Raw genomic sequence first — 20,965 nt, 5'->3', positions numbered from 1 at the left:
AATACCTTTATTTTCTATCGCTAGCCTTGTTATAAGCCCGTATCATAAGTATGGCCCAAATAGCAACCAGTACAACAACAAGAATGGAAAACCATAAAACGATATCATTTGCTGTTATTGTCCACAAGTTTTAAGTAAATCATGACCCCTAAAAGGGTCGGTGCCCAAAGGCCAACAAATAAGCCATGTTCGGGATTTCCACTAAGGAACAAGTATTCTGCTACAAAAATGATCAATGCGCATAAAATCAGCATCAACAGATTGGCCGTTCCTAACTTTTTGAAGTAATTCATTACAAGGTTGGTTTAAATGCATGAAGTTAGGAAAAAAAGAGTATTGGAAAAAAAAGAAAGTCATCCAACTGAAATACAGTTAAATGACTTTGAAATTTGTAGCGAGAGGGGGACTTGAACCCCCGGCCTCCGGGTTATGAATCCGACGCTCTAACCAGCTGAGCTACCTCGCCATGGTTTTGCTAAGCGGGTGCAAATATATGTTTAAATTTTCGCTGAATCAAAATTCAGGATTAATTTATTATTTGACATTTATTTTTATATCTTCCCAAACTATACTAAAGTTGAAAAAACGATTTAAAGAACACGACAATGAGTGATAAGGTTAAATATGAACTGGAGTTTGTGATCCAGGCTTCGCCTCAGTTGCTTTACCAATATATTTCCACACCCTCGGGACTATCAGAATGGTATGCCGACAATGTTAATTCCCGTGGGGAAATATTCACATTTATTTGGGATGGTGCAGAAGAGAGAGCAAAAATGCTCAAGCGTAAAAGTGAGGAATTTGTGAAATTGGCATGGGAAGAAAGTGAGGATGATTCCTATTTTGAAATGCGTATTATAGTTGACGAGATTACAAAGGATGTATCCCTATTTATAACAGATTTTGCGGAGGAAGACGAAGTAGATGAATCTAAAATGCTGTGGGAAAACCAAGTATCCGACCTTAAACAGGTCCTTGGGTCTACCTAGTCCGATTCTCAACTAAACCGTATATTTGGTCCCGATAAAATTCGGGACTTTTTTATGGTCAATTATAACGGAGCACTTTTAGCGGAAGACAAGGCAATTTTCACCCACAACAACAGAGCCCTCAAATATGGCGATGCCCTTTTTGAAACGGTTCGTTATGTGAACGGAACCCTCTTTTTTTGGGAAGATCACTACTTTAGGTTAATGGCTTCCATGCGTATCCTGCGTATGGAGATTCCCATGGAATTTACCTTGGAGTTTTTGGAGGAGGAAATTAAGAATACCATTAAAGCCAACGCGCAGGAAAATGGCGCGGTCCGCGTTCGCTTAACGGTTTTTAGAAACGAAGGAGGCTTGTATGCCCCAAGCACCAACGATGTTTCCTACCTTATTGAGACCAGTCCTATGGAGTCCCCTTTTTACATTATTGAAGAGGGCGACTACGAGGTTGAATTGTTCAAGGATTATTATGTAAACAAGGACATGTTGTCCAACCTAAAATCCACCAACAAAATATTGAATGTGGTGGCCGGAGTTTATGCCCAAGAAAATGGGTATGCCAACTGTTTATTGGTGAATACCGACAAAAAGGTGGTCGAGGCCATAAATGGAAACCTTTTTTCAGTGAAGGGCAATGAGATAAAAACACCGCCTTTGAGCGATGGTTGCTTGGATGGCATTATCCGAAAAAACCTTATGAAAATCATCGCCGGTTCCGAGGAACTTGATTTGGTAGAAGCATCCATTTCCCCTTTCGAACTTCAAAAAGTGGATGAACTGTTCATTACCAATTCCATAGTGGGCATACAGCCCATCAGCAAATACAGGAAAAAGAAATTTGATAACAAAGTGGCCAAGAGTTTGGTTGGAAAGTTAAATGCCAAAGCTCGGATTGGATAGTTTAGTTGAGCGAGGGATTTTCGGGAGCATTCGACCACAAAAGATAATCTCCCCCCAATTCTACCATTTTCTCTTTCCAAAAAGCATAGGCAGATTTTTCCAGAATATTGCTTTCGTACTCATTTGGGAGCACTACCCACGATTTGGAAGAAAGTTCTTGGTCCAATTGACTGGTACCCCAGCCAGAATACCCCAAGAAAAATCGGATATCCTGTTCGGTGATGGTTCCACTATTGATGAGTTCTACGGTCATTTCAAAATTACCGCCCCAAAAAATACCATCAGAAATCTCAATACTGTTTTCAATAAGTTCTGGCACTTTATGGATAAAGTATAGGTTGTCCTGCTCTACTGGCCCGCCATTAAATACTTGAAAAGGGATTGTAATATCAGAAATAAGGTCGCAAATGGTATAGTCCAAAGGTTTGTTCAAAATAAAGCCTACCGAGCCTTCGTTGTTGTGCTCAGCGATAAGTACTACCGACCTATTGAAAGAAATATCACCCGTAAGTGATGGTTCTGCAACAAGTAAATTCCCTTTTTTAGGCTTTTGACTTACCATTTACATTTTTTCTTGTACTTAAATTTAACATATTATTCTACATATGCAAAAAACACAACGCATATAAACTAAAAAAGCACCCCTAAAGGAGTGCTTTCGTATATTAAATAAATAATTGATTAGTTAACTGCACCGCTCAATTCAGCACCTGCTTTGAACTTTACAACGTTCTTAGCGGCAATCTTAATGGTAGCTCCAGTTTGTGGGTTTCTACCTTCTCTAGCACTTCTTTTGGAAACTGACCAAGAACCAAAACCTACCAAGGAAACTCTGTCTCCTTTTTTAAGCGTTCCTTCTACATTTCCCAAGAAAGATTCCAATGCTTTTTTTGCTGCTGCCTTAGTGATGCCAGCATCAGCTGCCATAGCATCGATTAATTCTGTTTTGTTCATAATGGAATTAAATTAATTGTTGTTAATATAATTTTAATGCTGAACAAATTTATATGGATTTGCGTCTCACGCAAGTAAAACCAAGGGAAATAGGGATTTTTGTTGATAACTTGAAACGTTTGTTGATAAAGTCGGAAAAAAACGACAACTTTTCCCAGCCCAATCGTGGCAAGGCTTTAGCGAAGATGTGCTTCTTTATCAAGATTCAACCCATTCAAAATCTCCATTATTTGCATTCTTCGCTTTCCCGGAAGTTGCAATTCCAATAAAGAAATATAGCCTTCTTTTACGGCGACTTTCAACGATTTTTTTTCTGCCAACAGTTTTCCAATGTTATAGTCGTGTTCGGCCTGTTCCATTTTGGTTTTAAAAATCTTCATTTGGTCGGCCTTTCCATCATTCACAAATTGTGTCCATGCCCCAGGATAGGGACTCAATCCTCGAATATGATTATAAATATCCTTTATAGGGGCATTCCAATCAATTCGGCAGGTATCCTTATGGATTTTTGGTGCAGGTTTAAGTTCCAAGCTTTCATCTTGTGCTTGTCTTGTTACGGTTCCGGCTTCAATCTGCTTGCAGGTATCCACCACTAAATCGGCACCGAGCTCCATTAACCTATCGTGCAAGGTTCCAGCACTGTCATTAGGCAGTATTTTTTCTGTTTTTTGAAGTACGATGTTTCCCGTGTCAATTTCTTCATCAATAAAAAAGGTAGTAACACCTGTTTCCGTTTCTCCGTTGATTATTGCCCAATTGATTGGTGCTGCGCCGCGATATTGAGGAAGGAGGGAAGCATGAAGGTTAAAGGTGCCGTGCTCGGGCATTTGCCAAACTATTTTGGGCAACATCCTAAAGGCCACGACCACCTGCAAATTGGCATCGAGGTTTTTGAGTTCTTCCAAAAAAGCCTCGTCCTTTAAGTTGGTGGGTTGCAATACCTTTAGATTGTGTTGCACCGCAAATTGCTTTACGGCAGATTCCTGAACCTTACGGCCACGGCCTGCGGGCTTGTCCGGTGCGGTAATGACACCAACTACATTAAAATTGGCATCCAAAATCTTTTTGAGGATGCCCACGGCAAAATCCGGGGTGCCCATAAATACGATGCGCAGGGAATTATTTTTTGATGTACTCATTCTTAAAATTTAGGGAGACCAGCTCATCTGCCAGCAGTCTTTCCAATGTTTTTAAAAGTTCTTTTTCGTTTGCCCCAATTGCTTTTTCCAACTGTCGGGAACTGTGGGGACGAATTTCCAAAAGTTCCATGATTCTTTTCTCTAAATCATAGGGAGATGCCACCTTTTCTTTCTTGGTGCAAATATCGCATGTACCGCACTTTTCTGTGGTCTTTTCTCCAAAATAATTCAGTAAGTAAACACTACGGCATACCTTTTTATTGGAAACATAGCCTAGCATAGCCGCCATGTTGTTCTGCTTCACCTGATTGAAATCCTTGATTTTTTTGGCAAATAGGTTAATGGTATGGTCATCTTCCCTAGGTACCAAAAAAGTAATCTCTAGGTCGCTGGTATTGTTTTGATACTCCACAATGCCATCGTCGGCGAGTTGTTGGAGGACTTGTTTTAAGTACTCCTCGCTCGCCCCAGTTTTTTTGGACAACATATACAGGTTAATTTTGGTCTCGTACTCGGTAATGCCCCCGTATGTGCGCAAAATGGTCTGTATTATCGGGGCAGTTTTCCTGTTTTTGTCCAAATATTCAAATATCCCGGATTTGGAGGCTACAAACTGAAGGGTGGTTTTCTCCTTAAAATTTTCAGCAAGCGATAAAACGGAATTCTGATCCAAAACACGGATGGCATTAAAGGTCATGTTTGGGTTAAACTCGTACCGTTTACAAAACGCATTGAATTTGAAGGCCAAAGGTTCCGAAACCAATTCACCATACGATATTTGAAAATAGTTGTTGAGTTTGGAATATACTTTTTTAACGAAGGACACATCGGGCAAGGTGGACAAAAATTGTTGCTTTGCTTTATCCTTGTCTTCTTTTGAAGTTAAAATAATGGCTGTGGATGGTTTACCGTCACGTCCCGCTCTTCCTGCTTCTTGAAAATAGCTTTCCAAACTATCGGGTATATGATAGTGGGCTACCAAACGAACATCGGGTTTGTCCACCCCCATACCAAAAGCATTGGTGGCTACCATTGCCCTTACTTTACCGCTTAACCAAAGGTTAAGTTTTTCTTCCTTATCGGATTTTGGAATTCCACCATGAAAGAATGAAGCAGAAATACCATTCTTGATTAAAAAGTTGGCCAAGGAAATGGACATTTTTCTGGAGCGAACATAAACAATGGCACTTCCAGGGACTTTGTCCATGTATTTTTTAAGCTGATACAATTTGTCCTCGGAACGCTTTACCCTAAAATTAATGTTGGAGCGGGAGAAAGAATCTTTGAAGATCGCTACATTTTCCAATTCCAAGTTTTCCACAATGTCGTTTACCACTCGTGGGGTAGCCGTTGCTGTTAGGGCAATCATCGGTTTATTGGGCACCAGTTCTTTTAAAACGGCACATTCGAGATAGGCAGGTCTAAAATCGTTTCCCCATTGCGATATACAATGGGCCTCATCAATAGCAATAAGGTTGACATTCATTTGTGGGATGCGCTCCTGTACAATGGTTTGTTGTAGCCTTTCGGGAGATAGGTACAGGAATTTGTAGTTGCCATAAAGGCAATTGTCCAAAAGATCATTAAGCTCATCTGGGGGAATGCCGCCAGTTAGGGCAACGGCTTTAACACCCCTTTTTTTTAGTTGCGCCACTTGATCTTGAATAAGGGCCACCAAAGGTGAGACCACAATACAGATGCCTTCCATGGCCAAAGACGGAACTTGGTAGCAAATGGATTTACCACCACCTGTGGGCATCAAGGCCAAAACGTCTTTGCCAGAAAGTACGTTGTCTATAATTTCCTTTTGAGATCCTCTGAAATCATCATAACCCCAAAAATTTTTTAAAATGCTTGTGGTGTCCTTATGCACTATAATTTATTAAGTGTTTCCAAAATAAAATCAATCCGATTTGGGACTGCATCTTTTGGCACTTCAATGGGGTTATAACCAAATTGGGTGTATGTTTTCATCAAGGAATGATGGATGCTTTCGGCTTCCTCAAAGGTTTCCAATCTTTCGTTGTCGGAAACATATATCTCTTGCCATGGGGGAACAATAAAAACAGAATCATACCTATGGTTCTCGCAATGGGAAATAAAGTGTTGGTCATAGGTTTGACCAAAAAAGTCCATATAAGCGAGCACATCTGGGATGCCCCGATCAAAAAAACTTACGGGAACATCTATTTTTAAGGACTGTTGGTAATGTGCAGTTCTGCCCCGAAGCAAATCTTTGTTGAATTGCATGGCATCGTCAACAAACACCAAAGGGTTGGAAATATATTCCTCGGACTGCCCTTCCTGCTTGGCTTTGGAGGTCATATCCCGAATAATTTCGTGAAAACAATAAAAACCTTTGCTTTCCAATCCATTTACTATGGATGTTTTGCCCGTTCCGGGTGCTCCCGTGATAACTATCTTATTCTTGCCCAAAGACCTTAAATTAATAATACAAAGTAATGAAAACGCCAGAAGGAAAAAAAATTCTAGGTTAAGCCATATATTTGTAGAAAAATGCGGCATGGATAAAAAGAGTACAGAGGAGTTCTATACAAAGCTTAGGGAAAAATTATTGGAGACCACAAATTGGCCATCCGATTATCTCTATAAATTTATAGTGCCTACGGATGAAAAGCGCATTGCCCAGATAAATAAGATTTTTGATAACACTGGTGCGGTTATTGAATCCAAAAAGTCAAAAAAGGGTACGTACACCAGTCTTTCCGTTATGGTGCATTTAAAAAACCCCGACGAGGTAATAAAAAAATACAAAGAAGTTTCCGTGGTGGAAGGTGTAATTTCCCTGTAATCCCATTGTTTGCGATAATTTTCTTAATTTGCAGTCGTTATCACGATTGACTTTCCAATAATCAAGTTTCTAAATACATTAATTTGAACGAAGTATACAACTTAGAATACAATACAGAGCGTCCAAAACTCTTTATACCCGAGTATGGCCGCCATTTTCAGAAAATGGTAGATCACGCTGTTGCTATTGAAGACCGAGACGAACGCAATAAAGTGGCGAAATCCATTATTAGCGTAATGGGGAATTTACAGCCCCATTTAAGGGATGTCCCGGATTTTCAGCACAAACTATGGGACCAATTGTTTATCATGGCCGATTTTAAATTGGACGTGGATTCACCTTTCCCGATTACTTCAAAAGAAGTTTTGCAACAACGACCAGAACCTTTGGAATACCCGCAAAACCATCCAAAATACCGTTTTTATGGCAATAACATCAAAAGAATGATTGATGTTGCCGTGAAATGGGAAGAAGGGGATATGAGGTCTGGCTTGGAATACGCCATTGCCAACCACATGAAAAAATGTTACTTGGTCTGGAACAAGGATACCGTGGAAGACTCCGTAATCTTCAATCACCTTAAAGAACTTAGTGACGGACAAATAGATTTGGCCAAAAGTGAGGAAAGCTTAACGGAAAGTGGACAGTTCCTTAAAAATAGACCAAGCACTAGGTCCAGCAGCAACAATAACAGAGGTAAAAAAGGGCAAAGAAGTCGCAAAAAACGATATTAAATTCCAAGGGAATAGATGGGTACATTTCGAATAGAGGGCGGACACCAATTGCATGGTGAAATTACTCCCCAAGGAGCAAAGAACGAGGCACTTCAGATTCTTTGCGCCGTATTACTTTCAGAAGAGAAAATTACCATAAACAATATACCGGACATTGTCGATGTCAATAAACTGATTGCCCTTCTCGAAGATTTGGGTGTAAAAATCCAGAAAAAGGGCAAAGGTACTTATACCTTTAAGGCAGACGATGTCAACTTGGATTATTTACAATCTGCCAAGTTCAAAGAAGATGGAAGGGGGCTTCGGGGTTCCATTATGCTGGTCGGCCCATTATTGGCAAGGTTCGGCAAGGGATACATTCCAAAACCTGGTGGCGATAAAATTGGTAGAAGAAGATTGGATACTCATTTCGAAGGATTTATCAAACTTGGTGCACAGTTCCGTTATAACAAAGAAGAATACTTTTACGGGGTAGAAGCCGATAAACTCAAGGGCACCTATATGCTTTTGGATGAAGCATCGGTAACCGGTACGGCCAACATTGTAATGGCTGCTGTTTTGGCCGAAGGCACGACTACCATTTACAATGCCGCTTGCGAGCCTTATTTACAGCAATTGTGCAATATGTTGAACCGCATGGGGGCAAAAATCTCCGGAATTGGTTCAAATCTGTTGACGATTGAAGGCGTGGATTCTTTGAAAGGGACAGAGCATACCATGTTGCCCGATATGATTGAAATTGGTAGCTGGATAGGTCTGGCTGCCATGACGCAAAGCGAGCTTACCATAAAAAATGTGAGCTGGGACGATTTGGGTCAAATTCCGACGGTTTTCCGAAAGTTGGGAATAAACGTGGAGCGAAGGGATGATGACATCTTTATTCCGAAGCACGAAGATGGCTACGAGATCCAAAATTTTATCGATGGCTCTATACTGACCATTGCCGATGCGCCATGGCCTGGATTGACCCCGGATTTATTGAGCATCATATTAGTGGTTGCCACTCAGGCCAAGGGAGAAGTGCTCATTCATCAAAAAATGTTCGAAAGCCGTTTGTTCTTTGTGGACAAACTCATCGACATGGGGGCAAAAATTATTCTTTGCGATCCACACCGGGCCACAGTTATTGGGCACGATTTTAAATCAACACTAAAGGCTACCACCATGGTATCGCCTGATATTAGGGCAGGGGTGTCCCTTTTGATAGCAGCACTTTCTGCCAAGGGTACTTCCACCATTCATAATATTGAGCAAATTGACCGTGGTTATGAAAACATTGATGAACGTTTACGTGCCATAGGCGCCAATATTGTTAGGGTTTAACCAGTTTTATTATCAAGTTAAAGGTTAAAACCCTGCAAACTCAAACTTGCCTAACGGCAGTAAGGTTTCATTGCAGTTACTTTAGTTTCTATAAATTTTATGGCTGCTCCCCTCTCCAGTCTCCCCAAGGGGAGAAGTTTCCCTCCTTTGGAGGGATTAAGGGAGGACCTGATATCAGATGACAAAGAATTTCATTCTTTTCTTTTAAAACTATGGATTTCAAATCCATAGTGATTTATTTTTCCACTAACTTCCCGTCAGGGTAAAGTGCGAAACGACTTCTGTTCTTATCGTGCACATTATCTGGGTGTGGCCATGGCCATCCACCAAATTGGGTAAGACGGTATTCCTCCATCACTTTTTGGATTTCGGCTTGCGTGTTCATGACGAATGGACCGTATTTGGCGACGGGTTCACCGATTGGTTTGCCCTGCAATAACATAAAATGAGCTGTTTCCGAACCAGTTTTAATGCTCACTGTTTCGCTAGGGTCCAACACAATCCCAAAGTTAGGATTGATTTTATTGTCACCAATATGAATTTCACTGCCCTCATAAAAGTATAGCACACGATTGACCGATTTGTTTGCTTTTGGCAACATATATTCCGAACCTTTATCGACATGAATGTTCCAAACGGCCACTTCGTTTTCGGGAGTGGCAGCCCAAGAATCAGGAGCAGGTGAAATTGGTGCTACATTTTTATAAGTACCCGCCACTACTTTTATTTTGGCATTTTCTTCTTTAACCATTGGGATATCTTCATTCCAGAGCATTTTAAAATGAGGGTCAACAAATTTTCCGGATTTGGGCAGATTCAACCAAATCTGGAACAATTCCAAAGGATTTTCATCATCATCTTTTAACAACGGAAACATTTCAGAGTGTTGCACACCTCTTCCGGCTGTCATCCATTGCACATCTCCTTGACCAAATCTACCAGCAGCTCCCAAAGAATCGGAATGATCGCAAAACCCTTTGTTTACAATGGTGATGGTCTCAAAGCCACAATGGGGATGCGATGGAAATCCAGGGATGGTCTGTCCGTGGTACATGCGCCATTTTTCGTTGGGGTTGAAATCACTTCCCAAGTTCCTGTTTTTAAGCAAAGAAGCGTCGGGCCCCATTTCACCGTTGCCCTTTGGGAAATAATCTAAATGGTACGTACCGAACAAAAATGGATCTAATGTTTGCCAAGGGGTATTCAATGGAAAGGTTTGTAGAACGGGATTTTTCATTATTCAATAATTTACTAGTTTGAAGGTGTCTAAAAAGATTATAATCTGTCAGTTCGAGCGCAGTCGAGAACCTAAAGTGTTACTGGTAGGCAATAGGTTTCGACTCCGCTCAACCTGACAAATTCAGAGGTTTGTTGCTTTTTAGACACCTTCATCAAATTGTAATTTATTTTCTAGTTAAAGGTTAAAACCCTGCAATTTTATTGCAGTTACTTTAGTTTCAATAAATTTTATGGATAGTCCCCTCTCGGGTCTCCCCACGGGGAGAAGTTTCCCTCCTTTGGAGGGATTAAGGGAGGACTTGATACCGGATGACAAAAAATTTCATTCTTTTCTTTAAAACTATGGATTTCAAACCCATAGTGGTTTATTTACCAGGAATTGGTGGTGGACCATCAATCATGGCCTCATATTTTACATCACCTTTTCTGGTGTTATATTCTTCTTTTACTTTTTCTACCAATTTAGGATCGTCAAAAAGGTCCAACATGGTCATTCCCATTGCTTTGGATGCATAAATCATTCCTTTATGCCCAATACTCATCCCGCCACAGGCCACAACAGCCCATGAGTGCCATGGAGTGCCTTTTGGTGCTACGGTTACCCCAAGGTTGATGTTTGGAACGTTCCAGCTTACATCGCCAACATCCGTGGAACCTCCGCCTGGAAGTTCTTCGGTTTCTTTCAATGGATGTATCTCACCGTCCATGCCCACCTGTGGTTTTCCGGTAGCTTCTTGAATGGCTTTACCATAGGTAATTTCTTCTTCGGTGTAGGTAATTGGACCTAAAAGCTCCAAATTGTTTTGCATGATTTTACCTCCTTCACGATTCACCAAGGTCTCGTAAATACCAGAAATCAATGAATATTTGTAATCTACATTGGCCATAATGGCAGCTCCTTCTGCCATGGCTTTTACGCGTTCAAAAGTGGGAAGCATCACTTCTCTTTTTGGATCGCGGACCCTGACCCACAAGCGGGCATAATCGGGAACAACATTCACCACTTGCCCACCATCTTGGATATGATAATGGATACGCGACGTTGGTTTGATGTGTTCACGATAATAATTGATTCCAGTAGTGTATAATTCCAATGCATCGGAAGCGCTACGACCATTCCAAGGATCGGAAGAAGCATGAGCGGCTTGACCATAAAACTCGATCATAAAGTCAATTAAAGACAGTCCACTCTGTACATCGGCCTCAATTTCTGCGGATGGGTGCCAGCTTACATTCACATCTACATCGTCCCAAAGACCTGCTTCTACCATCCACACTTTGCCAAAAAACTTTTCTTCTGCAGGGGTTCCGAAGAATTTTACGGTCCCTTTTATGTTTCCGGCTTCTATTTGCTCTTTAATGGCAATGGCGGCACCTAAACTAGCGGCACCGAACATATTGTGTCCGCAGCCGTGACCTGGTTCACCTTCAATTCTAGGGTCTTTAGTGGGTACTGTGTTCTGAGAAAGTCCAGGAAGTGCATCAAATTCGCCCAATACACTAATAACGGGCGAACCTGATCCATAAGTGGCGATAAATGCAGTTGGGATATCTGCAACGCCCCGGGTCACGGTCATTCCGTTTTCCTCTGCATAATCAGCTAGTAATTCTGCGGAAATGGATTCTTCAAAGGCAGTTTCGGCCAGTGCCCAAATGGAATCACTGATTTTGATAAGGTTTTCTTTGTGCTTTTCTACCGAAGCGACAACGGCTTTTTTGTCCTTGGTCATCTTTTGGGCAGATAGGTTAAGCGATACCAATCCCAAAAGGAGTAAGGTTGAAAGTTTTTTCATTGTAAAGGTTTTGAGTTAGTTAAATGATATTGATTTTTTCTGTTTTTGGATAAAGCAAAACAGCATCAACAGGAACTAAAATTAACGAAAAAGCATCAACTTACCGCTTCTTTGTACGTTTTTAAGCATCGTTCGCGAGCCATTTTATGATCGACCATGGGTTCTGGATAACTTAACTCTTGTAAATCGGGCACCCATGTGTTGATGTATTTTTTGTCTTTGTCGAATTTCTTGATTTGGGTGGTAGGATTGAATATCCTGAAGTATGGCGCCGCATCTACACCGCTACCTGCCGCCCATTGCCAGTTTCCCACATTACTGGCCAATTCATAATCCAACAACTTTTCGGCAAAATAGGCTTCGCCCCAACGCCAATCGATCAATAAATGCTTGCATAAAAAACTGGCCACCAGCATGCGAACCCGATTGTGCATATATCCAGTTTTGTTCAATTCGCGCATTCCTGCATCTACTAAGGGATAGCCTGTTTCTCCTGCTTTCCATTTTTCGAATTCATCTTGATTGTTGCGCCATTCAATTCTATCGTATTTAGGTCGAAAAGCTGCGTTTACGGTATGCGGAAAATGCCAGAGAATCTGCATAAAGAATTCTCGCCAGATAAGCTCGTTCCAAAAGGTTTCGTTCTTTTCACCAATGGCTTTTTTAATCATCCTACGGATTGAAACGGTGCCAAAACGCAAATGTGGTCCCAATCGGGATGTGCCTTTTTCTTTGGCAGGATAGTCCCGTGTGTCCTTGTATTTTTGGATCAGCTCAAAAGAAACCGTGAAATCCGGAACTTTAATGGAAGATTCTTCGAAACCCATATCTTCCAAAGAAAGTTGTGGTAAAGACTTGGTCCGATACAGGTTTTTGCTAAGGTCACTCAGGGTATCGCATTCCACCAAATGGACGGATGGATCAAGGTTTTCTTTCCATTTTCGCATGTACGGGGTGTACACCACATATGGGTCTCCATCGTCCTTGACAACCTCTTCTTTTTCAAAAATAACTTGGTCTTTAAAAGTGTTGAAGGGGATACCGTTTTCGTTTAGGAGCACTTTTATTTGGGCGTCACGTTTTTTGGCATAGGGTTCGTAATCGTGATTAGCGTATACAGCTTCAATGTCGTAGTCCTTCATCAATTTTTTGAAGACAGCTTTTGGGGCACCATGAAATTGTACAATGCCACTGCCATAACTGGCACTTAGCTGATGGTTTATTTTTTGAATCTGTTCGTGGATAAAAGTTACCCTCGCATCGGTTTTGGGCAGATTTTCCAGTATTTCGGTATCAAAAATAAATAGCGGTAATACTGGAACATCATTTTGAAGTGCTTGATAAAAGCCAACGTTGTCATCCAATCTTAAATCGCGCCTGAACCAAAAAAGTATGACTTTGTCTTTCATTAACTCACATTTAAACTTGACATTCCTCCATCAACGCCGATTACCTGTCCAGTAATCCATGAGTTATTGGAATCAAGTAAAAACAGTGCCATGTTTGCGATATCTTTTGGAACGCCCACTCTTTTCATGGGATGCCTTTCGGACATCATTTCTTTTTTCTTATCGTTGCTCAACAACCTTTCGGACAACGGGGTGTCCACCAAGGATGGCGCAATCACGTTGACCCTTACTTTTGGGGCATATTCCGCCGCCAGCGCACGTGCAAAGCCCTCGATAGCTCCTTTTGCAGCGGAAACGCTCGTATGGAAAGGCATTCCCGTTCCAACGGCCACCGTGCTGAAAAATACCATGCTCGAACCTTCGTTCATGCTGTTTATGATGGATTTGACCGTTTTTACCAAACCGATAAAGTTGATTTCCATGTCCGTTTGGATGGTAGCAACACTCATGGTCTTAAATGGCTTCAGGTTGATGCTACCCGGACAATATACAAAGCTATCCAATTTTTCCGGTATTTCTTTTTCGGAAATGTCCTCGGTTAAAACATCAAAAGGGATATGGGTTACATCCAAATTTGAAAGTTGTTCGCTACTTCGGCTGGCTACATATACATTGTGATCAGTAGATAGTTTTTTGGCCATTTCCAACCCAATGCCGTAGGAGCCGCCGATCAATAATATGTTCTTTTTCATGTTATATTTTTCTAATGCTTAAAAAGTTTTCTTTCCCATCTACTGTACCAAATAGCTCGGCTAGCTTTTTTTCCCGAAACTCAAAAATCTTGTGCAATTGTTTTTTCACTAGCATGGGGTGGGTCAGTTGTCCCAAAAATCCAAAGGGTAATTTGTAGTCGATAACATCTTCCATTTCAACACCTTCGGGTACTTCTTTTAAAAAATGTTTGTGGTGCCAAAGGGCATAAGGACCAAAACGCTGCTCATCTACGAAATATTCCCCTTCTTTGGCATGGGTTATTTCTGTGACCCATTTCGTGGAAACCAAGGGAAATGGTTTTACGATGTATTGTATTATTTGACCTTGGAACATGGGTCTATCGGCACCCGCCAAAATATGGAAACCCATGTGTTTCGGTGTGATTAGGGCCAGATTTTTTGGGTTGGAAAGGAAATCCCAAGCTTCTTTTATAGTTATGGGGAGTAGTTGTTTGGACTTTAGTTGATACAGCTGCATTAAAATCATTTTGTACAAAGATAAGACGATAATGTTTAATTAAAAATTAAAAAGATTAAACAAATATGTATATTTGATTGATTTTAACGCTATTATTTTAAGGTTTCCTTAACGTTTGAGGGAGGCTTTATATTTAGCTTTGTTATGCTGAACTATTAATATAAATAACAACTATGAAAAAATTTGCACTCTTATTATTTGCGGTGTCCATGTGTTTTTCTTTGGAAGCACAAATACAGACGCCAGCGCCCAGCCCAGCTTCAACATTGGAGCAAAAGGTGGGATTGACCGATGTTACCGTAAAATATTCGCGCCCTGCAATGAAGGGAAGAAAAATATTCGGAGACTTGGTTCCTTTTGATGCTATTTGGAGAACAGGAGCCAATGAAAACACTACCATTACTTTTAGTGACGATGTTACCGTACAGGATAAGCCGCTAAAAGCAGGTACCTACGCTATTTATACAAGACCCAATGAGGCCGTTTGGGATGTTTTCTTTTATACCGATACCGATAATTGGGGTATACCACAAGAATGGGATGCATCCAAAGTTGCGGCAACGGTAAAAGTGGAAACAATGGAAATCCCGATGCCTATTGAATCTTTTACCATTACCATAGATGACCTTCATAACAATGGAGGGACCCTTGGCATTATGTGGGAGAACACTTATGTTGGTGTTGATTTTATAGTCCCAACAGCCAAAAAGGCCATCAAAAGTATTGAAGAGACCATGGCGAACAAAGAGGATTTAAAAGCCAATGACTATTTTGCAGCGGGTTCTTATTATTTTTCTGAGGGCATGAACATGAAACAAGCTAAGGAATGGGTGGACAAAGCTGTTGAAATGGGTGACGGAAAAGCGTACTGGATGATGCGTACACAGTCTTTGATCTATGCAAAAATGGGCGATAAAGAAGCAGCTATTGAAGCTGCCAAAAGGTCATTGGCCGCTGCCCAAGCCGCAGGCAACCAAGATTATGTGAAATTGAACAAGGACTCCCTGAAAGAGTGGGCAAAAATGTAATTGCCACGTAACAATAAATAAAAATGAAAGCCCACTTTTTAAGTGGGTTTTTTTATTCCTCTACAGCAGAGGAGTTTCCTAAAAAGTTATCGAATATCTGAGTAATAGTGGCCAGTACAATTACCAAAACACAACCAAAGGCATTCAGCCATAAGTAGGACATCCAGTCTAAGTTGTAACCTACAATCACAATGATTTGGGTTACGATTGCCGCCACAAAAACAGCATTTCCTTTTACAAATTTGAAAAAGAACGCCAGTAGAAAGATACCAAGCACATTTCCGTAGAAAATGGAACCAATAATATTGACCAATTGAATCAAATTATCAAAAAGATTGGCCACATTGGCTATTATTATTGCAATGATTCCCCAAAGTAGGGTAAAGGCCTTGGTCGCCTTTAAATAGTGTTCTTGGGTATGTTCTTTTTTTACATTTCTTTTATACAGATCCAAAGCGGTAATGGTGCCAAGTGCATTTAATTCAGAAGCGGTGGAAGACATGGCTGCGGAGAGAATTACGGCCAAAAGGAGACCGATCAGCCCCATGGGTAAATTGTTTAGGATAAAATGAATAAACACATAATCCTTGTCGTTGGTTTCCACAGTGCCATCTGCTTTGGAAATTAAATTTTTGGCAGTCTCCCTATTTGCTTTTTCCTTTTCATTTATTTTAATAATATCCTGCTTTGCCTGCTCAATGGCATTGTACTCTTTAAGTTCAAGTGCTGCGGAAAAGGAATGTTGCGCCATTCGTTTTTCCTTTTCCAGTTCCTTATGATCTTTTGAAAGCGATTGGTAATCGTTGGCATATTCCGATTGCATTACAGCTTCGGTAGCTGCAGGGTTAAAGTTTAAGGGAGATGAATTATATTGATAAAATACAAATACCATGGTACCCACCAATAGGATAAAGAACTGCATTGGTATTTTAAAAATCCCGTTAAAAATCAATGCCAACTGGCTTTCACGAACCGATTTGCCCGATAAATAACGCTGAACTTGACTTTGATCGGTACCAAAATAGGCCAAGGCCAAAAAGAAACCTCCTGTAATACCACTCCAAAACGTATATCGGTTATTGGTATCAAAAGAGAAATCCAAAATTTCGAGTTTATTGTTCGCCCCGGCTATTTTTAAGGCCTTATCGAAAGATATATCCGTAGGGAGTGCTCCCATGATAAAGAAGAAAGCAAAAAACATCCCCAACATAATGATGAACATCTGCTGTTTCTGGGTCATGCTAACCGCTTTGGTGCCTCCCGACACGGTGTAAATAATCACAAGGATTCCGATAATCACGTTCAATGTCCTTAAATCCCATCCCAATACGGCGGATAGGATTATGGAAGGGGCAAATATGGTAATCCCTGCAGCCAACCCACGTTGTACCAAGAACAAAAGAGCAGTAAGGGTTCTTGTTTTAAGATCAAAACGCCCTTCGAGCATTTCATAGGCGGTAAAAACCTTTAATTTTTTGTAAATGGGTATAAACACAAGGCAAATCACGATCATGGCCAAGGGCAGTCCAAAATAGAATTGAACAAAGCCCATACCGTCGTGGAACGCTTGCCCCGGGGTAGATAAAAAAGTTATGGCACTCGCTTGGGTAGCCATCACGGACAATCCGATGGTCCACCATTTTACGTTGTCACCACCACGGACATAATCGTCCACATTATTATTGCCACGTGTTTTCCAAACACCGTATGCCACGATGAAGAGTAGGGTGCTACCAAGAATAATCCAGTCGAGTAATGCCATTCAGGGGTCTAATTGTTTAAAATCATTATGAGGTAAAAAACCAATATATATATGGCATTTAAAAGGATAACAATGCTGTATTCCTTTTTCCATTCAAATTTGGTATTCATATTATCCTTTGACATTACTGTCTCTTTTTACTTCATTTTTTCCTATAGAAAGCATATTTGCAAAGAGCTTATATGCCCCCGAAACCCCTACAGGTAATTCCCTGAAAAAGCTTAAACCTGTGTAAATATAGTGACCTTCTCCATAAGGTGCTACAATAAGGCTTCCTTGTTTTTCGGTTTCATCTTCATCTTTCATTGAGAGAATCGGTGTAAACTCAGAACTCCATTCACTTGGAAAATACAATCCACGTTCTTGTACCCACCCATCAAAATCTTTTTTTGTGATGACATTCGGGAAATTTATCAAAGAATGGTTGGGAGCCAATATTTTCACCTCTGCATTTTCGTCAGTAACCCTGTCTCTGGAAAGCGTTACATCGTATGGGGCAATGTTTTCAAACTGTCTGGCCCATCTTCCGGCCGTATTGTACTGTACAATCATGGTACCACCATTTTTTACATAATCGAACAGCACGGGTTGCTTAAATTTTAAGGACTCCACCACATTGTAGGCTCTAATGCCCACAACAACAGCATCGTATTTATCCAAATCCCCATTTTGAATATCATTGGGGTCAACAATATGGACTTGGTAACCGATTTGTTCCAAATTTTCGGGTACCATATCTCCAGCACCCATAATGTAAGCGATATGCTCACCAGACTTTTTTATATCCATGCGAACCACTTTGGCTTCCGAAGGGAGTAATACGGATTGCTTTGGAATATGGTCGTAAGCGATTTCTACCAGTTCTTTGTCGTAGATTTTGTTGCCCATTTTGATTTTTGGCCCAATTTTTCCTTCGCTTTCGGTATTAGGAGGGGTAACGTTGAATGTTACCGAAATTTCCTCGCCTTTTTGCGCAATGGAAAAAGGAATGTTTTGTGGTGAAACTGTCCACCCGGCTGGATGATCTAACTCAACCGTTCCGGATATGTTATTTTTACCTGCTCTTACTTTTACCTGCACTTCCTTAGTGTTTGCACTGGCAAAAATGAGCACCTTTTCATCAATTTTGGAAGTTACTTCGGGCAAAATGGCAAAGGGTTCGTACAATTCTCCCCTGTCGGGTCTGGAGTAGCGGTGCACCACGGATTTTTCAAACGGAATATCCACTCCATCAATAACCAAAGAAAAAACTGCCTTAAATGCACTTGGGGTTTCGGGTTTACCGATCAAACTTTGTTCGTTCACGGTATAGGTTCCCAAAGTTCCAGGTTCGTTTAGCCAATATGGGCTGGTATAGGAAGTGTTTTCGGGAACGGTGAAGCTAATTTCAAAATTTTCTTTTTGGTTGTTTTCCAAAATTTTGTTTGTGGTTAGATGTGTATCGGTACCAACAATCTTAATTTCTTTTAAAGTGATATTTGGAGAAGATCTGTTTATGGTTTCTATGTTGATGGTTACCTTACTGCCAGGAGTTGCAGAAGCACTTGCCGAACTGGCTTCCAAATATAATCCAGCCGAAGCTAGGATGATGCTTTTTAATTCTTCCGATTTTAATGTTCTCCAGTGTTCATCTTCAACTTTTTGTAATAGCTGATAAGCTTTTACAAGTTCAGGTATATGTTTGGATGGATTTTGGAAATCGAAATTATTTTCAACTTTATATAAGATGTCTCCAACTGCTTCGCCTCCTTTTACACGCGACCAAGTGGTATTGATGCCTTCAAACACATCATTGTTTTTGGGCATGTCGCCTTTTAGTAATTCAATATACTCATCGTCAGTGCCTCTATCCGTCAGTCTACCAAATCCTTGACAAAGGTGTTGGCTACGTGCCATAGCGGCAATTTCGTTGTTGGAGAGTCCGAGCTCTGGGTAATAGGTGCCCACATCAAGCCGAACCATACCGGATTTGTCAACTTTTTCAAATGCTTCCTCACTGCCGTACTGCCACCACGAAGTATTATAAAAAATACGTTTGGGCTGCCAGGGGGTTGTCCATTGCAATTGCTCGGAATAAACATCTGGATTATTTGCCAAATCAAAGGCCTCCATGCTCAAAACAGCCGAGGACGTATGGTGACCGTGTGTGGAGCCAGGGGTTCTATGATCAAATCTGTTGATGATCACATCGGGCTTTATGTTTCGAATGGCCCAAACCACATCGGCCAAAACTTTATCCTTGTCCCATATTTTTAAGGTTTCCTTTGGGTGTTTGGAAAATCCAAAGTCAATTGCACGTGTAAAGCGTTGTTCACCGCCATCTATATGTCTTGCAGCTAAAAGTTCTTGTGTTCGCAATACCCCTAAAAGCTCGGCTAGTTCAGAACCGATCAGGTTTTGCCCACCGTCCCCTCTTGTCATCGACAAATAGACCGTTCTCGCTTTTTCGTGGTTGTCGAGATAGGAAATCAGGCTTGTATTTTCATCATCGGGGTGGGCCGCTACGTAAAGGGCCGTCCCTAAAAAATTCAGTTTTTGTATGTCGTGGAATAACTCTGCCGAAGTAAGCTTATCCGGTTTTTGGGCAAAAGAATTAGTGAAAAGTAGTATGGTAAGGGAAAGGAATACCCAAAAATGCTTCATAGTTGGTTGTTTAGCGGTTGATTCAAATATAGCCAGTATACATTTAGATATTGGATTATTTAGAAGAGTTTTAACATAGGCATTGGTTGATGTTATAAACCTAAACTATCCCTTAATATTAGATTTTTGTTTTCATTTTGACTCCAATAAGCGGTTTTTATTGTTTTGATTTTGGAAGCAGAAGTGGTCAACATTTTCGCATCCGGTCCAAATCCACTCTTGAATTCTTCCGTCCAACTTTCAATGGAAAAAGGAAAGTCAGCCTTGAAATTTATCATCAACTTTCGTTCCAATTTTGGATAGGAAATGGTATAAGTTGTTATGCCATTTTTAGATGAAATGGTTGCATTGGCAGTATATGCTTTAATCTCCTTATGCCTCAAACGGAGAAACTCCAAAGAAGGTATCATTGAAATTTCACCTTGAGGGAGGTTTTCGGGATTGATTCGGATTTTGGTCCAAATTTCATTTTCCAAGAATGATTTTTCCATAGAAAATTCTTGGTCGGCCTCACCTTCAAAATATGAATGTGAGGTAAATTCAAATTTTTCACGATTGTTGATCTGGGCATACACATGTCCGCACCATTCCTGAACGGACAAACTGGTCTTCACTGCATGCTGATTATCGTAAACCGGATAAAATGTGCTGCTCATAATGGAGTAGGGGTAAATTCCGGTCAAAAACTTTTTCGTGGCATTCAATTTTAAAACCGAAATGTTTTCAGGGTTGTTGCCGTTTGCTTTTACCTGTTGTTTGGGTAAAAAAGGTTCCGTTACATAAATCAGAACTGCATTTCCGTTCCGAAGTTCACCATACCTCGCCTGATTCAATTGGTACGAAGTGATTTCAGCATCGCCGGCATACCAATAATTTTTGAAATTATCAGTGAGGGGGTATTTTTGCTTAGCTGTTGAGGGTGTAGTGTTTTCTTGGCCGGATGTTTCTTTGGATTCCGCTGTTTGATTTTTATCGATACAAGAGGTCAATATAAACAAAACCAATATCCATGTGATACTTTGAAGATTGAATTTTATAGATGATTTCAT

General features: G+C 40.7%; 20 protein-coding genes and 1 tRNA gene. 6 read left to right on the top strand and 15 right to left on the bottom strand.

Translation table 11 applies throughout. The annotated features are described in order from the left end of the window. Positions 1 to 104 precede the first annotated feature (104 nt). Together AC13CS_RS02135 and AC13CS_RS02130 are read right to left on the bottom strand one after the other, a co-directional pair. Positions 105 to 293: a hypothetical protein gene (locus AC13CS_RS02135; protein WP_293162695.1), complete on the bottom strand. Its 189-nt coding sequence runs from the start codon at positions 291 to 293 to the stop codon at positions 105 to 107. A gap of 99 nt (positions 294 to 392) precedes the next feature. Next, a tRNA-Met gene (locus tag AC13CS_RS02130) sits at positions 393 to 466 on the bottom strand. A gap of 139 nt (positions 467 to 605) precedes the next feature. Here AC13CS_RS02130 and AC13CS_RS02125 point away from each other — a divergent pair. Both AC13CS_RS02125 and AC13CS_RS02120 read left to right on the top strand, forming a co-directional pair. Next, positions 606 to 989 carry an START-like domain-containing protein gene (locus AC13CS_RS02125; RefSeq protein WP_014034235.1) on the top strand — a complete coding sequence of 128 codons (384 nt, stop codon included), beginning with the start codon at positions 606 to 608 and terminating at the stop codon, positions 987 to 989. A gap of 54 nt (positions 990 to 1,043) precedes the next feature. Then, positions 1,044 to 1,889, top strand: a complete 846-nt coding sequence (locus tag AC13CS_RS02120) for an aminotransferase class IV (RefSeq protein ID WP_293162700.1) — start codon at positions 1,044 to 1,046, stop codon at positions 1,887 to 1,889. Position 1,890: 1 nt separating this feature from the next. Here AC13CS_RS02120 and AC13CS_RS02115 read toward each other — a convergent pair whose 3' ends face one another. From AC13CS_RS02115 to AC13CS_RS02095, 5 genes are all read right to left on the bottom strand, one after another. Next, positions 1,891 to 2,451: a YqgE/AlgH family protein gene (locus tag AC13CS_RS02115; protein ID WP_014034237.1), complete on the bottom strand. Its 561-nt coding sequence runs from the start codon at positions 2,449 to 2,451 to the stop codon at positions 1,891 to 1,893. Between the two features lie 119 nt (positions 2,452 to 2,570). Then, positions 2,571 to 2,843, bottom strand: coding sequence for an HU family DNA-binding protein (locus tag AC13CS_RS02110; protein ID WP_014034238.1), 273 nt, complete (start codon positions 2,841 to 2,843; stop codon positions 2,571 to 2,573). Between the two features lie 176 nt (positions 2,844 to 3,019). Next, positions 3,020 to 3,982 carry a methionyl-tRNA formyltransferase gene (gene fmt / locus AC13CS_RS02105; RefSeq protein ID WP_293162708.1) on the bottom strand — a complete coding sequence of 321 codons (963 nt, stop codon included), beginning with the start codon at positions 3,980 to 3,982 and terminating at the stop codon, positions 3,020 to 3,022. Continuing rightward, positions 3,963 to 5,855, bottom strand: a complete 1,893-nt coding sequence (locus tag AC13CS_RS02100) for a RecQ family ATP-dependent DNA helicase (RefSeq protein WP_293162711.1) — start codon at positions 5,853 to 5,855, stop codon at positions 3,963 to 3,965. Before AC13CS_RS02100 ends, fmt begins: the two co-directional genes overlap by 20 nt. Next, positions 5,855 to 6,418 (bottom strand): ATP/GTP-binding protein, encoded by a 564-nt coding sequence (locus AC13CS_RS02095; RefSeq protein WP_293162714.1) that lies wholly within the window; start codon positions 6,416 to 6,418, stop codon positions 5,855 to 5,857. Before AC13CS_RS02095 ends, AC13CS_RS02100 begins: the two co-directional genes overlap by 1 nt. 88 nt (positions 6,419 to 6,506) lie before the next feature. On the opposite strand from AC13CS_RS02095, the gene AC13CS_RS02090 reads away from it, so the two are divergent. From AC13CS_RS02090 to murA, 3 genes are all read left to right on the top strand, one after another. Then, the gene (locus AC13CS_RS02090; protein ID WP_293162717.1) at positions 6,507 to 6,794 is read left to right on the top strand and encodes a DUF493 family protein; all 288 of its coding nucleotides are present in this window, start codon (positions 6,507 to 6,509) and stop codon (positions 6,792 to 6,794) included. An 83-nt stretch (positions 6,795 to 6,877) separates the two neighbouring features. Continuing rightward, entirely contained in the window at positions 6,878 to 7,528 is a 651-nt protein-coding gene (locus AC13CS_RS02085; RefSeq protein WP_293162720.1) for a DUF4290 domain-containing protein, read from the top strand. Between the two features lie 15 nt (positions 7,529 to 7,543). Further along, positions 7,544 to 8,851, top strand: a complete 1,308-nt coding sequence (gene murA / locus AC13CS_RS02080) for a UDP-N-acetylglucosamine 1-carboxyvinyltransferase (RefSeq protein ID WP_293162723.1) — start codon at positions 7,544 to 7,546, stop codon at positions 8,849 to 8,851. Positions 8,852 to 9,086: 235 nt separating this feature from the next. Here murA and AC13CS_RS02075 read toward each other — a convergent pair whose 3' ends face one another. From AC13CS_RS02075 to AC13CS_RS02055, 5 genes are all read right to left on the bottom strand, one after another. Continuing rightward, positions 9,087 to 10,088: a pirin family protein gene (locus tag AC13CS_RS02075; RefSeq protein WP_293162726.1), complete on the bottom strand. Its 1,002-nt coding sequence runs from the start codon at positions 10,086 to 10,088 to the stop codon at positions 9,087 to 9,089. Between the two features lie 367 nt (positions 10,089 to 10,455). Beyond that, positions 10,456 to 11,883, bottom strand: a complete 1,428-nt coding sequence (locus AC13CS_RS02070) for an amidohydrolase (RefSeq protein WP_293162729.1) — start codon at positions 11,881 to 11,883, stop codon at positions 10,456 to 10,458. Positions 11,884 to 11,978: 95 nt separating this feature from the next. Next, the gene (locus AC13CS_RS02065) at positions 11,979 to 13,292 is read right to left on the bottom strand and encodes a cryptochrome/photolyase family protein (RefSeq protein ID WP_293162732.1); all 1,314 of its coding nucleotides are present in this window, start codon (positions 13,290 to 13,292) and stop codon (positions 11,979 to 11,981) included. Then, the gene (locus tag AC13CS_RS02060) at positions 13,292 to 13,984 is read right to left on the bottom strand and encodes an SDR family oxidoreductase (RefSeq protein WP_293162735.1); all 693 of its coding nucleotides are present in this window, start codon (positions 13,982 to 13,984) and stop codon (positions 13,292 to 13,294) included. Before AC13CS_RS02060 ends, AC13CS_RS02065 begins: the two co-directional genes overlap by 1 nt. 1 nt (position 13,985) lies before the next feature. Beyond that, a complete protein-coding gene (locus AC13CS_RS02055; RefSeq protein WP_293162738.1) occupies positions 13,986 to 14,483 on the bottom strand; it encodes an SRPBCC family protein in 498 nt (165 codons plus the stop codon). A gap of 173 nt (positions 14,484 to 14,656) precedes the next feature. Between AC13CS_RS02055 and AC13CS_RS02050 the strand changes: the two genes are divergently transcribed. Next, positions 14,657 to 15,511 (top strand): DUF2911 domain-containing protein, encoded by an 855-nt coding sequence (locus AC13CS_RS02050; RefSeq protein ID WP_293162741.1) that lies wholly within the window; start codon positions 14,657 to 14,659, stop codon positions 15,509 to 15,511. Between the two features lie 52 nt (positions 15,512 to 15,563). Here the strand turns inward: AC13CS_RS02050 and AC13CS_RS02045 are convergent, their stop codons facing one another. The 3 genes from AC13CS_RS02045 to AC13CS_RS02035 form a co-directional block, all read right to left on the bottom strand. Next, positions 15,564 to 17,273 (bottom strand): sodium:solute symporter family protein, encoded by a 1,710-nt coding sequence (locus AC13CS_RS02045; protein WP_163626441.1) that lies wholly within the window; start codon positions 17,271 to 17,273, stop codon positions 15,564 to 15,566. A gap of 111 nt (positions 17,274 to 17,384) precedes the next feature. Further along, entirely contained in the window at positions 17,385 to 19,916 is a 2,532-nt protein-coding gene (locus tag AC13CS_RS02040; protein ID WP_293162746.1) for a PIG-L family deacetylase, read from the bottom strand. Positions 19,917 to 20,008: 92 nt separating this feature from the next. Then, positions 20,009 to 20,965, bottom strand: coding sequence for a septum formation inhibitor Maf (locus AC13CS_RS02035; protein WP_293162749.1), 957 nt, complete (start codon positions 20,963 to 20,965; stop codon positions 20,009 to 20,011).

This window comes from Flagellimonas sp. B-3 (assembly GCF_056857835.1).
Note: the sequence above shows the minus strand (reverse complement) of the source record. Positions and strands in the feature narration are given on the sequence as shown.

Coding starts and splice junctions, on each gene's coding strand:
- AC13CS_RS02055 (WP_293162738.1), bottom strand. CDS start 14,483: ATGCAGCTGTATCAACTAAAGTCCAAACAACTACTCCCCATAACTATA.
- AC13CS_RS02060 (WP_293162735.1), bottom strand. CDS start 13,984: ATGAAAAAGAACATATTATTGATCGGCGGCTCCTACGGCATTGGGTTG.
- AC13CS_RS02110 (WP_014034238.1), bottom strand. CDS start 2,843: ATGAACAAAACAGAATTAATCGATGCTATGGCAGCTGATGCTGGCATC.
- AC13CS_RS02050 (WP_293162741.1), top strand. CDS start 14,657: ATGAAAAAATTTGCACTCTTATTATTTGCGGTGTCCATGTGTTTTTCT.
- AC13CS_RS02075 (WP_293162726.1), bottom strand. CDS start 10,088: ATGAAAAATCCCGTTCTACAAACCTTTCCATTGAATACCCCTTGGCAA.
- AC13CS_RS02090 (WP_293162717.1), top strand. CDS start 6,507: ATGGATAAAAAGAGTACAGAGGAGTTCTATACAAAGCTTAGGGAAAAA.
- AC13CS_RS02120 (WP_293162700.1), top strand. CDS start 1,044: ATGGTCAATTATAACGGAGCACTTTTAGCGGAAGACAAGGCAATTTTC.
- AC13CS_RS02070 (WP_293162729.1), bottom strand. CDS start 11,883: ATGAAAAAACTTTCAACCTTACTCCTTTTGGGATTGGTATCGCTTAAC.
- murA (WP_293162723.1), top strand. CDS start 7,544: ATGGGTACATTTCGAATAGAGGGCGGACACCAATTGCATGGTGAAATT.
- AC13CS_RS02125 (WP_014034235.1), top strand. CDS start 606: ATGAGTGATAAGGTTAAATATGAACTGGAGTTTGTGATCCAGGCTTCG.
- AC13CS_RS02135 (WP_293162695.1), bottom strand. CDS start 293: ATGAATTACTTCAAAAAGTTAGGAACGGCCAATCTGTTGATGCTGATT.
- AC13CS_RS02115 (WP_014034237.1), bottom strand. CDS start 2,451: ATGGTAAGTCAAAAGCCTAAAAAAGGGAATTTACTTGTTGCAGAACCA.
- AC13CS_RS02035 (WP_293162749.1), bottom strand. CDS start 20,965: ATGAAATCATCTATAAAATTCAATCTTCAAAGTATCACATGGATATTG.
- AC13CS_RS02065 (WP_293162732.1), bottom strand. CDS start 13,292: ATGAAAGACAAAGTCATACTTTTTTGGTTCAGGCGCGATTTAAGATTG.
- AC13CS_RS02045 (WP_163626441.1), bottom strand. CDS start 17,273: ATGGCATTACTCGACTGGATTATTCTTGGTAGCACCCTACTCTTCATC.
- AC13CS_RS02040 (WP_293162746.1), bottom strand. CDS start 19,916: ATGAAGCATTTTTGGGTATTCCTTTCCCTTACCATACTACTTTTCACT.
- fmt (WP_293162708.1), bottom strand. CDS start 3,982: ATGAGTACATCAAAAAATAATTCCCTGCGCATCGTATTTATGGGCACC.